A 15,178-nucleotide genomic window follows, 5' to 3' on the forward strand; every position below is an offset into this window, starting at 1 on the left:
TTAGGATCGAAAACATGCCCCATCGTAGCACCGTCCACGAAGTGCTCACCGCGGTCTTCCAGGTTCGCGACTTCGACGGCCGCCCCGAACTGGCGGTCCTTCTGTGGCAGCGGGCCCTGGACCCGCAGAAGGGCACCTGGTCGCTGCCCGGCGGACAGCTCTGCGACCACGAGGACCTGATCACCTCGGCACGGCGTCAGCTCGCCGAGAAGGTCGACGTGCGCGAGGTGGCGCACCTGGAGCAGCTCTCGGTGTTCAGCGATCCCGCCCGGGTCCCCGGCGACAGGCGGATCGCATCGACCTTCCTCGGGCTGATCCCCCTGCCCTCCGATCCGCACCTGCCCCCGGACACCGCCTGGCACCCGGTCTCCGCCCTGCCCGAGATGTCGTTCGACCACGGCGTCGTTGTCGCACACGCCAGGGCGCGGTTGGCGGCGAAGCTGTCGTACACCAACATCGCCTTCGCCCTTGCCCCTGCCGAGTTCGCGATGTCGACCCTGCGCGAGATCTATTGCGCCGCACTCGGCTACCAGGTGGACGCCACCAATCTGCAGCGGGTGCTCGGCCGCCGCGGGGTGCTCACACCAACCGGCACCACCGCGCCATCGGGCAAAGCGGGCGGTCGTCCGCCCGCGCTCTATCGGTTCGCCGAGTCGCGGCTGCGCGTCACCGACGAGTTCGCCGCCCTTCGACCGCCGAGCTAGGCCTCCAGCCCACTGTGCACCTGCTGGGGCATCGGCCCTGGAAGGTCGCCGGCAGGTGCACTCTCGTCGGAAGCCGGGGCGACACCGAGGTCGTCGCGCGGGCTCATCGAGGCGAGCACCAGGTACACGAAGGCCGCCACCAGCGGCTGCAGGATGAGCACCATCGCGGTTCCCAACCCAGGCGAGACGGGGACGATCTGCCCCTCGATGGCGTCGGGGAGGTCGGGGAACCGGAGCCCCGCGACCCCGAGGCCGACAACCGCGGTGGTGGCGGCACCAACGGCCGACCCGATCAGCAGGCCGATCAGCACGACCGGACCACGCACCGAACGCCACAGCCAGGCCGCCGACGCGCTCAGCACGCCAACGGTCAGGCCGGCGCACAGGAACAACGCGACCGCATCGAACTGGTGGCCGCTCTCGGAGGTCAGCGACGCCGCGCGACCGCCGGAGATCACCAGGAAATGCTGTGCGGGCACGAGCAGCCCCCACCCGATCCCGGCGAGCGCACTGGCCGCGACCACCGCCACCACGATGCGCGCGGCGGCACGGATCTCCGACCTGTCGACGGCCACGGTCAGCGCTGGCCCAGGTAGCTGGAGTCGAGGACGCCGTGCCGGGAGCACTTGGCCCACCACCCGTCGGGACTGATCTGCACGATCATCCGCCTGCCGCAGTCCTCACAGAAGCGCGGCGGCTCCAGGCCGAGCTGAGCCGCGGCCGGGATGGTGTCGTCGAAACCCGGCACCACCCGTCGACCGGTGAACGGGTTGTAGCGCTCGACGATCTCGTCGACGGGCGCGGCATTGCTCAGCTCTTGAGGGAACGTCACGTATCCAACCCTAGATGGTGTCGTTGAGAACCTTGATCGGCATCTGCAGCTCGCCGAGCAGGTCGAGGTCCTGTTCCGCCGGGCGGCCCAGCGTGGTCAGGTAGTTACCGACGATGACGGCGTTGATTCCGCCCAGGATGCCCTGCTTGGCACCCAGGTCACCGAGGGTGATCTCCCGGCCGCCCGCGAACCTCAGGATGGTGCGCGGCAACGCCAGCCGGAATGCGGCGACGGCACGCAGCGCGTCGCTTGCGGGCAGCACCTCGAGGTCACCGAAGGGGGTGCCCGGGCGCGGGTTCAGGAAGTTCAGCGGCACCTCGTCGGGATCGAGCTCGGCCAGGTTGGCGGCGAACTCCGCGCGCTGCTCGAGGGTCTCGCCCATGCCGAGGATGCCGCCGCAGCAGACCTCCATGCCGGCCTCGCGGACCATCTTCAGGGTGCCCCAGCGCTCCTCCCAGGTATGCGTGGTGACCACGTTCGGGAAGTGCGACTTGGAGGTCTCGAGGTTGTGGTTGTAGCGATGCACACCCATCGCGGCGAGCTGGTCGACCTGCTCCTGGGTGAGCATGCCCAGCGAGCACGCGATCTGGATGTCGACCTCGTTGCGGATGGCCTCGATACCGGCCGCGACCTGCGCGAGCAGCTTCTCGTCCGGTCCGCGGACGGCGGCGACGATGCAGAACTCGGTGGCGCCGGACTTGGCGGTCTGCTTGGCGGCCTCGACCAGGCTCGGGATGTCGAGCCACGCGGCGCGGACCGGGGAGGCGAACAGCCCGGACTGCGAGCAGAAGTGGCAGTCCTCGGGGCAACCGCCGGTCTTGAGGCTGATGATGCCCTCGACCTCGACCTCGGGCCCGCACCACTTCATCCGCACGTCGTGGGCGAGGCCGAGCAGGTCCTCGAGGCTCTCGTCCGGCAGCTGCAGCACGGCGAGCGTCTGCTCCTGGGTGAGTCCCTCACCGCGCTCGAGGACCTGTTCCCTGGCGACGGCGAGAATGTCTGTGCGGGCGGGGGCCTGGGTCACTGCAACTCCTCGGGGGCTGGACACGGTGCCGCAGAAAAGCCGCGGCGGTGCCGCAACTTGAACGCTGCGGCGGTTCCGCAACTTGAACGCTGCGGCGGTGCCGCAACTTGAACACCGTGCAAGTTGAACGGCGTTCAGGTTAGGGTCGTGGTGGAATGGTGTCAAACGCCACACGACAACTCAGGGGATGACGAACAGTGCAACTGCGACGCGGTGACGTCCTCGGTGGCGCGATCGCCATCCTCGACGAGTACGGCCTCGGGGACCTCACGATGCGCAGGCTGGCCACCTCGCTCGGCGTACAGCCGGGGGCGCTCTACTGGCACTTCCCGAACAAGCAGACGCTGCTCGCCGCCATCACCGACGAAATGCTCGCCCGGGTCTCCGCACCGCTCGACGCGCACGACTGGGATGCCCGGCTGGCGGCGTTCGCGCACCGGATCCGCGACGCCCTGCTCGCGCACCGTGACGGCGCCGAGCTCGCCGCCGCGTCGTACTCGGCGCGGCTGGCCACCAACGACGCGAGGGACACCCTCGCCCGCGCCTGCGTCGAGGCAGGCCTGCCCGACGACGAGTCCGAACTCGCGGCCGACACGTTGCTCTACTACATCCTCGGCCAGACCATGGACGAGCAGTCCCGCATGCAGATGGACTCGCACGGCGCCCTCGTCGAGGACGCATCCCCGCTCTACGACAGCACTAGCGGCACAGCACGTTTCGACTACGGGCTGAGCCTGTTCGTGGACGGTGTGCGCAGCCGGCTGCACGCGGCGGTCCGGGACTAGGTTACGTCTCGCGGTCGAGTACCGCGCTCGAACTCCCTTCACTACCAACGGAATAACTGGTTTGCGCGAGGTTTTCGCACCTGCCATCATCCTCGGATGAAGATATCGAAAGTTGCGGTGCTCGGTGCCGCTGCGGCGCTGTCCGTCGGACTCGCCGGCTGCGGTTCCGCCGAGGAATCTGCGTCCGCCGCCACCTTGGTCGCATCGACCAGCGTCGCGGCCTCGTCGCCCGCATCGATCGACTACACGAGCCTGCTCATCGAGCCGAGTGACATCGACGCCGGCTGGACATTGGTGTCCACCAAGCCGGAGCAGGACGGCATCACCGGCAATTTCGGCAACAGTGAGGACACTGAGGCGATCAGTACGTCTGTCATCGTGCACGAGGATTCGGAGACCGCCGCCGCAGCCGTCGCGGCGGCAAAGGACGCCGTGTCCCAGGAAGCCGGAGGCGCGACCTTTTCTCCCGCCGACGTCGGTGTTGGCGGCGGCATACTGAATGACCAGAGTGGGACGACCGTCGTGGTTTTCGGTGAGGGCAGGGCCTTTGCGTTCCTCGAATTCAACAGCAAGACCGGTGAACGCGTTCCGGCCGAAGTGGCAATCGAGATCGCGAAGGTACAGGACGCCACCATCAAGGCGGGCGTGAAGTAAGTCGGACCCCTCGGTGGCGGTTGGGAGCGGGCTGACGCCCGCCCTCAACCGCCACTGCGGCTCAGGCCTCCGCCCGGTCAGATCCGCGGCGTGAGAGCGACCTTGCGGATCTTGCCCGCGGGCGTCATCGGCAGGCCGTCGACCACCTCGACCCCGTCGGGCACCTTGTACTTGGCCAAGGCGAGCCTGCACCGCTCGAGCAGCGATTCGACGTCCACCGTGGCGCCGGCCGCGGGCACCACGAAGGCGTACCCGCTCTCGCCGAAGGTCTCGTCGGGCACCCCGATCACCGCGGCCATCGCCACCGTCGGGTCCGCGACCAGCACATTCTCGACCTCGGCCGGGTAGACGTTGTATCCGCCCCGCACGTACATCTCCTTCTGGCGGCCGAGCAGAGTGACGTGCCCGTCCTCCGACATCGACGCGATGTCGCCGGTGGCCAGCCAGCCGTCGGCGTGGAAAGTCGCGGCCGACTCGTCCGGCAGCTGCCAGTAGCCCGCCGCCACGCACCCGCCCCGAACCTGCAGTTCGCCGGCCTCGCCCGGGCCGAGCGGGTTGTTCCTGTCGTCGACGACACGGCCCTCGAATTCGCCGGTCATGGTCCCGATGCTGCGGCCGACCGTCTCCAATGAGTCACCCGGCGGCGAGATCACGCAGGCCCCGGATGTCTCGGACATGCCGTAGAGGTTCGCGATCCGGACGCCGTCGAATCGCGCCGCCACCTGCTCGGCCAGGGCGGGCTCGAGGTTGGACCCGCCGACCACACACAACCGCACGCTCGACATGTCCACGCCGGCAACGGAGTCCGTGCCGAGCACCATCTTGTACATGGTCGGGACGCCGACGAACATCGTCACCCCGGCACCGGCCATCGCGTCGACCACCAGGTCCGGGTGGAACCTCGGCAACAGCGCGATGGCGCCGCCGGTGACCAGGGTCGAGCCCAACGTGCAAGTCAGCCCGCCGACATGGTTGAACGGCATGACGCCGAGGATCACGTCCGCGGCCGTCTGCTCGAACCGCTCCGCCTGGGCAGCGGCCGAGGCGAGCAGGCTGGCGTGAGTGATGGTGGCACCCTTGGGCGTCCCGGTCGTTCCCGAGGTGTAGAGGATCACCGCCGGATCCGCGGGGCGGACGCCCTCGGCGGCGCAGGCGAGCAGCGCCGGATCGGGCTCGGTGGCGGCGAGGTCCGACCATCGCGCTCCACCAGGAACCTCGTCACCACCGAGGAACACCAGATGCTCGACCGTCGGGATGTCGGGACGCAGCTGGTCGAGAAACGGCCCGAACTCGAATCCGTTCGACTCCGCGTCGCAGATCAGGGCGCGAGCCCCCGACTGCGTGAGCATGTGGGTGAACTCGCGCTCGCGGTAGACGACGTTGAGGGTGACCAGCACGGCGCCGATCTTCGCCGCGGCGAGGTGCGCGACGATCCAGTCAGGCGAGTTCGTCGCCGCGATGGCGATGCGGTCCCCGCGGCCGATACCCAGACGCAGCCACCCGGTGGCCACACGGTCCGACCGCGCGTCGATCTCGGCGTAGCTGATCGCCTCACCACCGAAGTGGACAAAAGTCGCCTCGGGCGCTGTCGCGACCCGGGCCGCGAGCAGCGCGGGAATCGTGGGACAGTTGCCAATTCCGTTGTCCATCAAGCATTCCGATCAGTCGTCGGGAGGGCGCCGGCACCACCGCCGCCACACCCACCCGGAGTCGGGCGGCGTGACGGCGATCACATCGGCAAGCTTGCGCCACTGTAAGCGGACCTAACGAACTAAGCAAGCATGCTTGCTTGTTTTCCGCCCCTCCGCACGCGATGGCCTCATTGCGCCCACAATGGGTGAATGGTCGGCCGGTTCGATCGCGGTACCCATCCGTCGGGGCGTTTCGCACGCTCCGCGGGCGCGATGCTGGTCGCGGCGCTCGTCGCGGCGGCACTGACGCTGACCGTGCCTGCGCACGCCGCGCCCGCTGGACCGCCAGGCACCGTCGCCTCGTCCGGACCTCTCGTGCGTGAGTACTGGATCCCCGACGCGGCGGACGCCCACCTGGTGACCTACTGGTCCACCGGCCCGGGCGGCAGGCCGGCGCTGAGCACCGGCGCGGTCTTCATCCCGCCGGGCCAGGCCCCGCCCGGCGGCTGGCCGGTGGTGTCCTGGGGGCACGGCGCGATCGGGCTCGCCGACGAGTGCGCACCCACGGCCACCGGGGTGCTCGGCGGCGGCTACCTGACGCGCTGGCTGACACAGGGGTACGCCGTGGTCGCCACCGACTACGTGGGCCTGGGCACCCCCGGGATCCATCCGTATCTCGACGGCCGATCGCAGGCCTACAGCGTCGTCGACATGGTCCGCGCCGCCCGCGCGATCGTTCCGTCCCTCTCCCGCAAGTGGGTGGCGCTCGGTCAGTCTCAGGGCGGCCAGGCCGCGATGGTCGCCGCCTCGCTCGCCACCTCGTACGCCCCTGAACTCGACTACCGCGGCGCCGTCGGCCTCGGGGTGCCGTCGAACATCGAGAACCTCGCGCCGCTCGGTGGCCCGGCCTTTCCGGAGCTCCCGCTGACCGGCACCACGGTGTTCATCTCTTACATGCTGGCCGGGCTGCGGGCCACCCGCCCCGATATCGACGTCGACGGCTACCTCAGCCCGCTCGGCCGCGAGGTGCTGGACCGGGCCGAATCGCTCTGCTACCCCGAGGCGGCGGAGGCGTTCGCGGGGATCTCGATCGGCGAGTTGCTCTCCCGGCAACTGGACGACCCGGTGATCCTGTCCGCGCTGCGCGAGATGCTGGAGATCCCGACCCGCGGATACGACCGCCCGTTCTTCATCGGGCAGGGCATGCTGGACGAGGTGGTCCCGGCGCCGCTGACCCTGAAACTGGTCGCGGACCTGACCGGCAATGGAGAACAGTTCACCTTCCGGCCCTACCCGGCAGGACACCTCGGGACGATGCGGTTGTCGCTACCCGACGCGACGGACTTCGTCCGCGAGGCCTTCCGGGTGCCATGAGCCCACGGGCGCCGAAACCCTCAGTCCCCGTGTAACGCCCGGTGCAGCGTGGTCGTCGCGAGCAGCATCGCGGCGCGGGCGGCGTGCGTGTCGGCCAGCGCGTTGAGCATGACGAAGTCGTGGATCATGCCCTGGAACCGCACCGCGGTGACCGCCACGCCTGCGGCGCGCAGCTTGTTGGCGTAGGCCTCGCCCTCGTCGCGCAGGACGTCGGCCTCCCCGTTGATGACCAACGCAGGCGGCAGGCCCGCGACCATCTCCTCGGTAGCGCGCAGCGGCGAGGCCAGCACCTCGGCGCGCTGGCCCGGATCGGTCGTGTACTGGTCCCAGAACCAGGCCATCGCGCCCGCGGTGAGGAAATAGCCGTCCGCGAACTGGCGGTAGGACTCCGTGTCCTGGCCTGCGTCGGTCACCGGATAAAAGAGCACCTGCTGGCGGAAGTCCGGACCGCCGCGCTCCTTCGCCATCAGGGTGAGGGCGATGGTCATGTTGCCGCCCACGCTGTCGCCCGCCACCGCGAAGCGGGTCGCGTCGAGACCCGCCTCGGCGCCCTGTGCGGCTATCCAACTGGCGGTGCCGTAGATCTCCTCGATGGCGGTCGGATACTTCGCCTCGGGCGAGAGGCTGTAGCTCGGGAACACCACGGCCGCATCAGCGCCCACCGCCAGCTCACGGATCAGCCGGTCGTAGATGTGGGTGTTGCCGAAGACCCACCCCGCACCGTGGTTGTACTGGATGACGGGCAGCGTCCCGCTCGCGCCCTTCGGCCGAACGATGCGGACCGGCACCGCCCCCGACGGTCCGCCAGGGATCACCCGGTCCTCGGTCTCGACCGGCGGCGCGACCGTGTCACCCGCCTGCACCTCGTCGAATTTCATGCGGCCCTCTGCCACGGGCAACTCATAGATGAACGGCGGCACCGCCGTCGCGTCCGCGAACTCCTTGGCGTCGCGCTCGAGAACCGGCTCGTTGGACATCGGAGCTTCCTTCCCTCGTCGAACATGGTGCCCGCCGACCGGGTTCAGCTGTCGCCGCGCCGGAACAGTTTGTTGCCCAGCCAGACGATCGGGTCATAACGCCGGTCGACGACGCGTTCCTTCATCGGGATCAACGCGTTGTCGGTGATGCGGATGTTCTCCGGGCACACCTCGGTACAGCACTTGGTGATGTTGCACAGGCCCAGTCCGTGCTCGTCCTGCGCGGCGTCGCGTCGGTCGGCGACATCGAGTGGGTGCATCTCCAACTCGGCGACCCGCATCAGGAACCGCGGTCCGGCGAAGGCCTGCTTGTTCTCCTCGTGGTCGCGCACCACGTGACAGGTGTTCTGGCACAGGAAGCACTCGATGCACTTGCGGAACTCCTGCGATCGCTCCACATCCACCTGTTTCATCCGGTACTCCCCCGGCTTCAGCCCCGGAGGCGGCGTGAAAGACGGGATCTCCCTGGCCTTCTGGTAGTTGAAGGACACGTCGGTGACCAGGTCCCGGATCACCGGGAAGGTCCGCATCGGGGTGACGGTGATGACCTCGTCCTCGGTGAACGTGGACATCCTGGTCATGCACAACAGCCGGGGTCTGCCGTTGACCTCCGCCGAGCACGATCCACACTTGCCCGCCTTGCAGTTCCAGCGCACAGCCAGATCCGGTGCCTGGGTGGCCTGCAAGCGGTGGATGATGTCGAGGACCACCTCACCCTCGTTGACCGGTATCGAATAGTCCTGCAGATCACCGCCGTCCACGTCCCCGCGCCACACCCTGAAGCTCGCGTCGTAGGTCATGACGGGCCCTCACTTCCCATTCGGGCCGAGTCCGGGTGATCGGCGAGTTCGGCGTCCGTGTAGTACTTGGCCAGTTCCCCGAGATCGAACAGCGCCAACAGGTCCGCGCGCATCGGCTGCTGAGGTTCGGGCGCGACCGTGACATCGGGCACCACGGTGCCCGCAGCGGTGTCGGCGCCGCCGACCACGCTGCACACCAACAACGTGCCCCGCCACCCCGAGTCCATCGCAGGGTGGTCGTCCCTGGTGTGCCCGCCCCTGCTCTCGGTCCGCATCAACGCCGCCTTCGCGACGCACTCGCTGACCAGCAGCATGTTCCGTAGGTCCACCGCGAGGTGCCAGCCGGGGTTGAACTGCCGGTGTCCCTCGACCGTGACGCCGGGGATCCGCCGCCTGATCTCCTCCAGCTTCGCCAGCGCCTCCCGGATCTCGCCGTCCGTCCGGATGATGCCGACGAGATCGTTCATCGTCTGCTGGAGCTCGGTGTGCAATGTGTACGGGTTCTCCGCGGCCTCGCCCTCAGCCGGCGGATCGAACGGTGCCAGCGCCATCGCCGCGGCTGCGATCACGTCGGCCTCGTCGATCACCGGCCTGCGATCGAGCGACTCCAGGTAGTCCGACGCCCCGAGGCCGGCTCGACGACCGAAGACCAACAGGTCCGACAGCGAGTTCCCGCCGAGCCGGTTCGACCCGTGCATGCCGCCCGAGCACTCCCCCGCCGCGAACAGGCCGGGGAGGCTGGACGATCCGCTGTCGGGGTCCACCTCGATGCCGCCCATCACGTAGTGACAGGTCGGCCCGACCTCCATCGGCTCCTTGGTGATGTCGACGTCGGCGAGCTCCTTGAACTGGTGGTGCATGGACGGCAGCCGACGCACGATCTCGTCGGCGGGCATCCGGGAGGCGATGTCGAGGTAGACGCCCCCATGCAGCGTCGACCGCCCCGCCTTGACCTCCGAGTTGATCGCCCTGGCCACCTCGTCGCGCGGCAGCAGGTCCGGCGTGCGGCGGTTGTTGTCCGGATCGGTGAGCCAGCCGTCCGCCTCCTGCTCGGTCTCGGCGTACTGGCCTTTGAACACCGGCGGGATGTAGGAGAACATGAACCGTTCGCCCTCGGAGTTCTTGAGCACCCCACCGTCGCCGCGGACCCCCTCGGTCACGAGGATCCCCTTCACGCTCGGCGGCCACACCATCCCCGTCGGGTGGAACTGCACGAACTCCATGTTGATCAGGTTCGCGCCCGCGCGCAGGGCCAGCGCGTGCCCGTCGCCGGTGTACTCCCACGAGTTCGAGGTGACCTTGAAGGACTTGCCGATCCCACCTGTGGCCATCACGATCGCGGGCGCGTCGAACAGGATGAACCGCCCGGATTCGCGCCAGTAACCGAACGCGCCCGCGATCCGGCCGTCCTCCCGCAGGAGCTCGGTGATGGTGCATTCGGCGAACACCTTGATCCGAGCCTCGTAGTCGCCGGTCTCGGCGAAGTCCTCCTGTTGGAGGGCGACGATCTTCTGTTGCATGGTGCGGATGATCTCCAGGCCGGTGCGATCCCCCACGTGCGCCAGCCGCGGATAGGTGTGGCCACCGAAATTGCGCTGGCTGATCCGGCCGTCCTCGGTCCGATCGAACAGCGCGCCATAGCTTTCCAGCTCCCACACTCGGTCGGGCGCCTCGCGCGCGTGCAGCTCGGCCATCCGCCAGTTGTTGAGGAACTTGCCGCCGCGCATGGTGTCCCGGTAGTGCGCCTGCCAGGAGTCCTTGGAGTTGGCGTTGCCCATGGCGGCCGCGCAGCCGCCCTCCGCCATCACCGTGTGTGCCTTGCCGAACAGCGATTTGCAGACCACCGCGACGGAATGACCGCGTTCACGTGCCTCGATGACCGCGCGCAGTCCCGCGCCTCCTGCGCCGATCACGACGACGTCGTAGGTGTGCCGTTCGACCTCGGCCACGGGCGGCCCCCTTTGATCTCGGTTGCTCCTTGGATCGATCAGTGCTTGAGCTCGATCAATGCTCGAACTCAATCAATAAAACGCAGGTCGGAGATGGTGCCGCTGGCGACGAGCATGATGTAGAAGTCCGTGATCATCAGCGTCGCGAGCGTCGTCCAGGCGAGCTGCATGTGCCGGGTGTTGAGCCGGCCGACCAGGGTCCAGAGCCGATACCGGACCGGGTGCGCCGAGAAGTGCTTGAGCCGGCCACCGGTGATGTGCCTGCACGAGTGGCAGGACAGTGTGTACGCCCACAGCAGGATCACGTTCACCAGCAGGATGACGTTGCCGAGGCCGAAGCCGAACCCACCGCTCTCACCGTGGAAGGCGGCGATCGCGTCGTAGGTGTTGATCAGCGAGACGATCAGCGCCGCATAGAAGAAGTAACGGTGCGAGTTCTGCAGGATCAGCGGCAACCGCGTCTCGCCGGTGTACCGCTCGTGCGGCTCGGCGACCGCACACGCGGCGGGCGCCAGCCAGACCGAGCGGTAGTAGGCCTTGCGGTAGTAGTAGCAGGTGATCCGGAAGCCGAGCAGGAACGGCAGCACCAGGAAGCCGAGCGGTATCCACATCGGCAGCTCTCCGATGGGTGTACCGAAATGGCTGGACCCCGGCACGCACGAGTCGCTCAGGCACGGCGAGTAGAACGGGGTCAGGTAGTGGTATTGGTCGACCCAGTAGGCGGTGCGGACCCAGGACCGGATGCTCGCGTACACGACAAAGGTGGCCAGCCCCAGAGTCGTCAGCAGTGGGGCCAGCCACCATCGGTCCGTCCGCAGGGTGCGCGCGGATATCCGCGCGCGCGAGGATCCGGTGACGCCACCGGACACCCGTGCCGGCGCGCTCACCGGCGCTCGTGGGGATGACCGCCTACGCCCTCGTCGTCCGCGCCGAGCCACAGCGTCTGGTCGTACGGGGTGTCCGGCACGGGCACCCGCTCGTGCTGCCCGCCGTGCGCCATCCGGGGAGGCGACTCGTCGAGGTCACCCGCGTCGAGTTCCAGTCGCTCCACGTCATTGGCGAGCCTGCGGACCGCAGCCGCGTCGCCGTAGACCGTGCGGAGCGAGCCGACGCACTGCCGCAGGTGCCCGATCGTGCGTTGCAGCTCCATCATTTCGGTGGTGGACATTCGAACCTCCGAGACCCGATGATGTGATTGCTATCACACTACGGTAAGCGCATGGCCACGACCCCGCATCCGACTCGGCAATTCGTCGGAACCGCTCTTGAATCGGGCGCCGTGTCGGACCGACAGAAGGGTGTTCGCATGGTGTCCCAGCGTGGTCGTCGAACCGCTCCGCAGGATCCGATCCCCGGCCTCGACCTGCCCGCGGGATTCGATTTCACCGATCCCGATCTGTACGTGACGGGTGTGCCGCACGCGCAGCTGGCCGCGCTCCGTGCGCACTGCCCGGTGTGGTGGAACCCGCAGCCGCCCGACGTCGGCGGCTACCGCGACGAGGGCTACTGGGTGGTGACCAAGCACGCCGACATCCGGGAGATCTCGCGGAACTCCGAGCTCTTTTCGAGCTGGGAGAAGACCGCCATGGTCCGGGTCGAGGATGACATCACACCGGAGAACGTCGAGATGCAGCGGCTCATCATGCTGAACAAGGACGCACCGGAGCACACCACGCTGCGCAAACTCGTCGCCCGCGGGTTCACTCCACGGGCGATCTCGAACCTGCGCGCGACCCTCGCGGAACGCGCCGAGAAGATCGTCGCGTCCGCCGCGACGGCGGGCAGCGGCGACTTCGTCTCGCAGGTCGCCTGCGAACTACCGTTGCAGGCCGTCGCCGAACTCATCGGTGTGCCGCAGGAGGACCGCCGCAAACTCTTCGACTGGTCCAACGAGATGACCGGCGGCGACGACCCCGACTACGACACCGACCCGCTGACCGCCTCCGCGGAGATCCTCGGGTACGCCTACCAATTGGCCGACGCCCGCCGTCAGTGCCCGGCCGAGGACATCGTGACGACCCTGATCCAGGCCGATATCGACGGCGACGAGCTCACCCCCGAGGAGTTCGGGTTCTTCGTGATCCTGCTGACGGTGGCGGGCAACGAGACCACCCGCAACGCCATCACCCACGGGATGATCGCGTTCCTGGAGAACCCGGACCAATGGGAGTTGTTCAAGCGCGAGCGGCCGGCCACGACAGCCGACGAGATAGTCCGATGGGCGACGCCGGTGACGGCGTTCCAGCGGACCGCGACCGCCGACACGGTGCTCGGCGGTCAGCAGATCCGCAAGGGCGACCGGGTCGCGATGTTCTACGCCTCCGGGAACTTCGACGAGGACGTGTTCGACAATCCGACGAGGTTCGACATCACCCGGGATCCCAACCCGCACCTGGGCTTCGGCGGCTCGGGCGCACACTTCTGCCTCGGCTCGAACCTCGCCCTGCTCGAGATCGACCTGATCTTCAACGCACTGGCCGACCGGATACCGGACATCTCCCGCCTCGGCGACCCACAACACCTGCGCTCCGGCTGGCTCAACGGGATCAAGCGGTTCGACGTCGACTACGGCAGCGGCTGCCCCGTCAAGCGCTGAGCGAGCGCCGGATCGAACCATCCGGGCGCGGCGGCCACGAATGCCTCGCGTTCGAGCACGGCCGAGCCGGCCGGAACCGACCCGAGCAGCGGTGCGCCGGTCACCTCGGCGAGCTCCTCGAGGTTGCAGCGGGCGGCGAGGTCCGGCTCCGACGGCCACGAGCCGATGACCAGACCAACGCAGGGCACCTCGGCGGATTCGAGCGCGCGCACCGTCAGCGCGCTGTGGTTCAGGGTACCGAGTCCCGCGGCGGCGACCACGAGGACCGGGGCGCCGAGCTCCCGCGCCACGTCGACGAGCGTGAAGCCGTCCGCCCCGAGGCGGACCAGCAGCCCGCCCGCGCCCTCGACGAGGGTCAGGTCGTGGGTGGCGTCGAGCGCACGGGCCGTGGCCACCACCTCGGCACACTCCAGCTGGGGCATCCCTGCGCGGCGGGCGGCGGTGTCGGGGGCGAGCGGCTCCGGGTACCGGGCCAGCTCGACCACCTGGTCCACGCCCGAAAGCCGCTGCACCTCGGCCAGATCCCCCGGCTCGCCGACGCCCACGCCGGTCTGCGCCGGCTTGCACACGGCCACCGTGCGACCGGCGGACAGCGCGACCGAGACGAGCGCGGCGGTCACCACGGTCTTGCCGACGTCCGTCGAGGTCCCGCTGATGAGCAGCACGCTCACGCGGGCGCCCCGGCGAGGATCTCGGTGAGAACGGTCTCGATGGTGGCGAGCTCGTCGGGGGTGATGGTCGCCCGCGCGGTCAGGCGCAGCCGGGAGGTGCCCTCCGGCACCGACGGCGGACGGAAGCAGCCGACGTGCAGCCCGCGTTCGCGACAGGCCTGGGCCGCGTCGAAGGCCCGCTGAGCGTCGCCGAGCACCACCGAGACCACCGCGGACTCGGGCTCCGGGACGCCGGCGATTCGCGCCAGGTCCGCGGCCCGGCCGAGGACGGCGGCCGCCCGTTCCGGTTCGCGTTGCAGCACCTCGAGCGCGGCCCTCGCTGCGCCGACCGCGGCGGGCGCGAGCCCGGTGTCGAAGATGAAGGGGCGGGCGGCGTCGATCAGGTGCGCGCGGATCCGGGCGTCGCCGAGCACCACGCCGCCCTGGCTGGCCAGCGACTTCGACAGCGTCGCGGTGACCACCAGGTCCGGCTCCCCCGCCAACCCGACCTCGTGGACGAGCCCGCGCCCGCCGTCGCCCCGCACCCCGATCGCGTGCGCCTCGTCCACCAACAGCACCGCACCGTATTCCCGGCAGACCCGGTGCAGCTCGCGCACCGGCGCCAGGTCGCCGTCGGCACTGAACACCGAGTCGGTCAGCACCAGGGCACGCGCCTCGGTCCTGGTCGCGAGCGCGTCGCGGACCGCGTCCACGTCGGCGCGCTGGCTGACCTGCACCCGAGCCCTCGACAGCCGGCAGGCGTCGACGAGCGAGGCGTGGCTGCCCGCGTCGGAGACGATCAGCGAGCCCTTGCCGGACAGCGCGGTGACCACGCCGAGATTCGCCGCGTACCCCGAGGAGAACACCAGCCCGGACTCGGCGCCGACGAACTCGGCCAGTTCACGCTCTAGCAGTTCGTGTTCGGTGGTGGTCCCGGTGACCAGGCGCGAGCCGGTCGCGCCCGCACCCCAGCGGCGCAGCGCCGCCATCGCGCCGTCGATCACCTCCGGGTGTCGGACCAGACCGAGGTAATCGTTGGAGGCCAGGTCGATCGTCGCCGGGGCAGGCGTGCGCGGCCGCAGCTCACGCCGCAGCCCGGCGTCACGGCGCTGCTGCGCGACGTCGTCCAGCCAGCTCAGTGCGTCATCGTTTCCCACGATGACGCACCATACGCCAGGACTTGAACGGCGTTCAAGCCATGG

Annotated in this window: 16 protein-coding genes; 5 read left to right on the forward strand and 11 right to left on the reverse strand. The window is 69.1% G+C overall.

All coding sequences use genetic code 11. The annotated features are described in order from the left end of the window. The first annotated feature begins 14 nt into the window (after positions 1–14). Entirely contained in the window at positions 15–704 is a 690-nt protein-coding gene (locus JOE46_RS06545) for an NUDIX domain-containing protein (protein ID WP_097214331.1), read from the forward strand. On the opposite strand, the gene JOE46_RS06550 is transcribed toward JOE46_RS06545, so the two are convergent. Genes JOE46_RS06550 through bioB form a run of 3 tightly spaced genes read right to left on the reverse strand, consistent with a single transcriptional unit; the run spans position 701 to position 2,560 of the window. Next, a complete protein-coding gene (locus tag JOE46_RS06550; protein WP_269590176.1) occupies positions 701–1,279 on the reverse strand; it encodes a DUF2567 domain-containing protein in 579 nt (192 codons plus the stop codon). The genes JOE46_RS06545 and JOE46_RS06550 overlap by 4 nt on opposite strands. Positions 1,280–1,281: 2 nt before the next feature. Then, the gene (locus tag JOE46_RS06555; RefSeq protein ID WP_077041885.1) at positions 1,282–1,536 is read right to left on the reverse strand and encodes a hypothetical protein; all 255 of its coding nucleotides are present in this window, start codon (positions 1,534–1,536) and stop codon (positions 1,282–1,284) included. Positions 1,537–1,546: 10 nt separating this feature from the next. Beyond that, positions 1,547–2,560, reverse strand: a complete 1,014-nt coding sequence (gene bioB, locus JOE46_RS06560; protein WP_097214332.1) for a biotin synthase BioB — start codon at positions 2,558–2,560, stop codon at positions 1,547–1,549. 197 nt (positions 2,561–2,757) lie between these two features. Between bioB and JOE46_RS06565 the strand changes: the two genes are divergently transcribed. Both JOE46_RS06565 and JOE46_RS06570 read left to right on the forward strand, forming a co-directional pair. Continuing rightward, positions 2,758–3,345, forward strand: a complete 588-nt coding sequence (locus JOE46_RS06565) for a TetR/AcrR family transcriptional regulator C-terminal domain-containing protein (RefSeq protein ID WP_097214333.1) — start codon at positions 2,758–2,760, stop codon at positions 3,343–3,345. A 117-nt stretch (positions 3,346–3,462) separates the two neighbouring features. Then, the gene (locus tag JOE46_RS06570; protein ID WP_097214334.1) at positions 3,463–3,999 is read left to right on the forward strand and encodes a hypothetical protein; all 537 of its coding nucleotides are present in this window, start codon (positions 3,463–3,465) and stop codon (positions 3,997–3,999) included. Between the two features lie 77 nt (positions 4,000–4,076). On the opposite strand, the gene JOE46_RS06575 is transcribed toward JOE46_RS06570, so the two are convergent. Then, the gene (locus tag JOE46_RS06575) at positions 4,077–5,648 is read right to left on the reverse strand and encodes a class I adenylate-forming enzyme family protein (RefSeq protein ID WP_209926614.1); all 1,572 of its coding nucleotides are present in this window, start codon (positions 5,646–5,648) and stop codon (positions 4,077–4,079) included. A gap of 192 nt (positions 5,649–5,840) precedes the next feature. On the opposite strand from JOE46_RS06575, the gene JOE46_RS06580 reads away from it, so the two are divergent. Further along, complete coding sequence (locus tag JOE46_RS06580; protein ID WP_374102883.1) at positions 5,841–7,004, forward strand: lipase family protein; 1,164 nt, start codon at positions 5,841–5,843, stop codon at positions 7,002–7,004. Positions 7,005–7,024: 20 nt separating this feature from the next. On the opposite strand, the gene JOE46_RS06585 is transcribed toward JOE46_RS06580, so the two are convergent. The 5 genes from JOE46_RS06585 to JOE46_RS06605 all read right to left on the reverse strand — a co-directional run bounded on the left by JOE46_RS06585 (position 7,025) and on the right by JOE46_RS06605 (position 11,898). Then, positions 7,025–7,981 carry an alpha/beta hydrolase gene (locus tag JOE46_RS06585; RefSeq protein ID WP_097214336.1) on the reverse strand — a complete coding sequence of 319 codons (957 nt, stop codon included), beginning with the start codon at positions 7,979–7,981 and terminating at the stop codon, positions 7,025–7,027. Between the two features lie 44 nt (positions 7,982–8,025). Then, positions 8,026–8,781, reverse strand: coding sequence for a succinate dehydrogenase/fumarate reductase iron-sulfur subunit (locus tag JOE46_RS06590; RefSeq protein WP_097214337.1), 756 nt, complete (start codon positions 8,779–8,781; stop codon positions 8,026–8,028). Beyond that, entirely contained in the window at positions 8,778–10,730 is a 1,953-nt protein-coding gene (locus JOE46_RS06595) for a fumarate reductase/succinate dehydrogenase flavoprotein subunit (RefSeq protein ID WP_209926615.1), read from the reverse strand. Before JOE46_RS06595 ends, JOE46_RS06590 begins: the two co-directional genes overlap by 4 nt. Before the next feature lie 68 nt (positions 10,731–10,798). After that, entirely contained in the window at positions 10,799–11,617 is an 819-nt protein-coding gene (locus tag JOE46_RS06600; RefSeq protein WP_097214339.1) for a hypothetical protein, read from the reverse strand. Next, positions 11,614–11,898, reverse strand: a complete 285-nt coding sequence (locus JOE46_RS06605) for a hypothetical protein (protein WP_097214340.1) — start codon at positions 11,896–11,898, stop codon at positions 11,614–11,616. Before JOE46_RS06605 ends, JOE46_RS06600 begins: the two co-directional genes overlap by 4 nt. A 138-nt stretch (positions 11,899–12,036) precedes the next feature. On the opposite strand from JOE46_RS06605, the gene JOE46_RS06610 reads away from it, so the two are divergent. Then, entirely contained in the window at positions 12,037–13,326 is a 1,290-nt protein-coding gene (locus JOE46_RS06610) for a cytochrome P450 (protein ID WP_245220955.1), read from the forward strand. Here JOE46_RS06610 and bioD read toward each other — a convergent pair. Both bioD and JOE46_RS06620 read right to left on the reverse strand, forming a co-directional pair. Continuing rightward, complete coding sequence (bioD, locus tag JOE46_RS06615) at positions 13,296–13,997, reverse strand: dethiobiotin synthase (RefSeq protein ID WP_209926616.1); 702 nt, start codon at positions 13,995–13,997, stop codon at positions 13,296–13,298. The genes JOE46_RS06610 and bioD overlap by 31 nt on opposite strands. Further along, entirely contained in the window at positions 13,994–15,133 is a 1,140-nt protein-coding gene (locus tag JOE46_RS06620; protein ID WP_373560303.1) for an 8-amino-7-oxononanoate synthase, read from the reverse strand. Before JOE46_RS06620 ends, bioD begins: the two co-directional genes overlap by 4 nt. Between the last annotated feature and the right edge of the window lie 45 nt (positions 15,134–15,178).

The sequence above is a fragment of the Rhodococcus sp. PvR099 genome (assembly GCF_017833315.1).
GTDB classification, from domain to species: domain Bacteria; phylum Actinomycetota; class Actinomycetes; order Mycobacteriales; family Mycobacteriaceae; genus Rhodococcus_G; species Rhodococcus_G oryzae.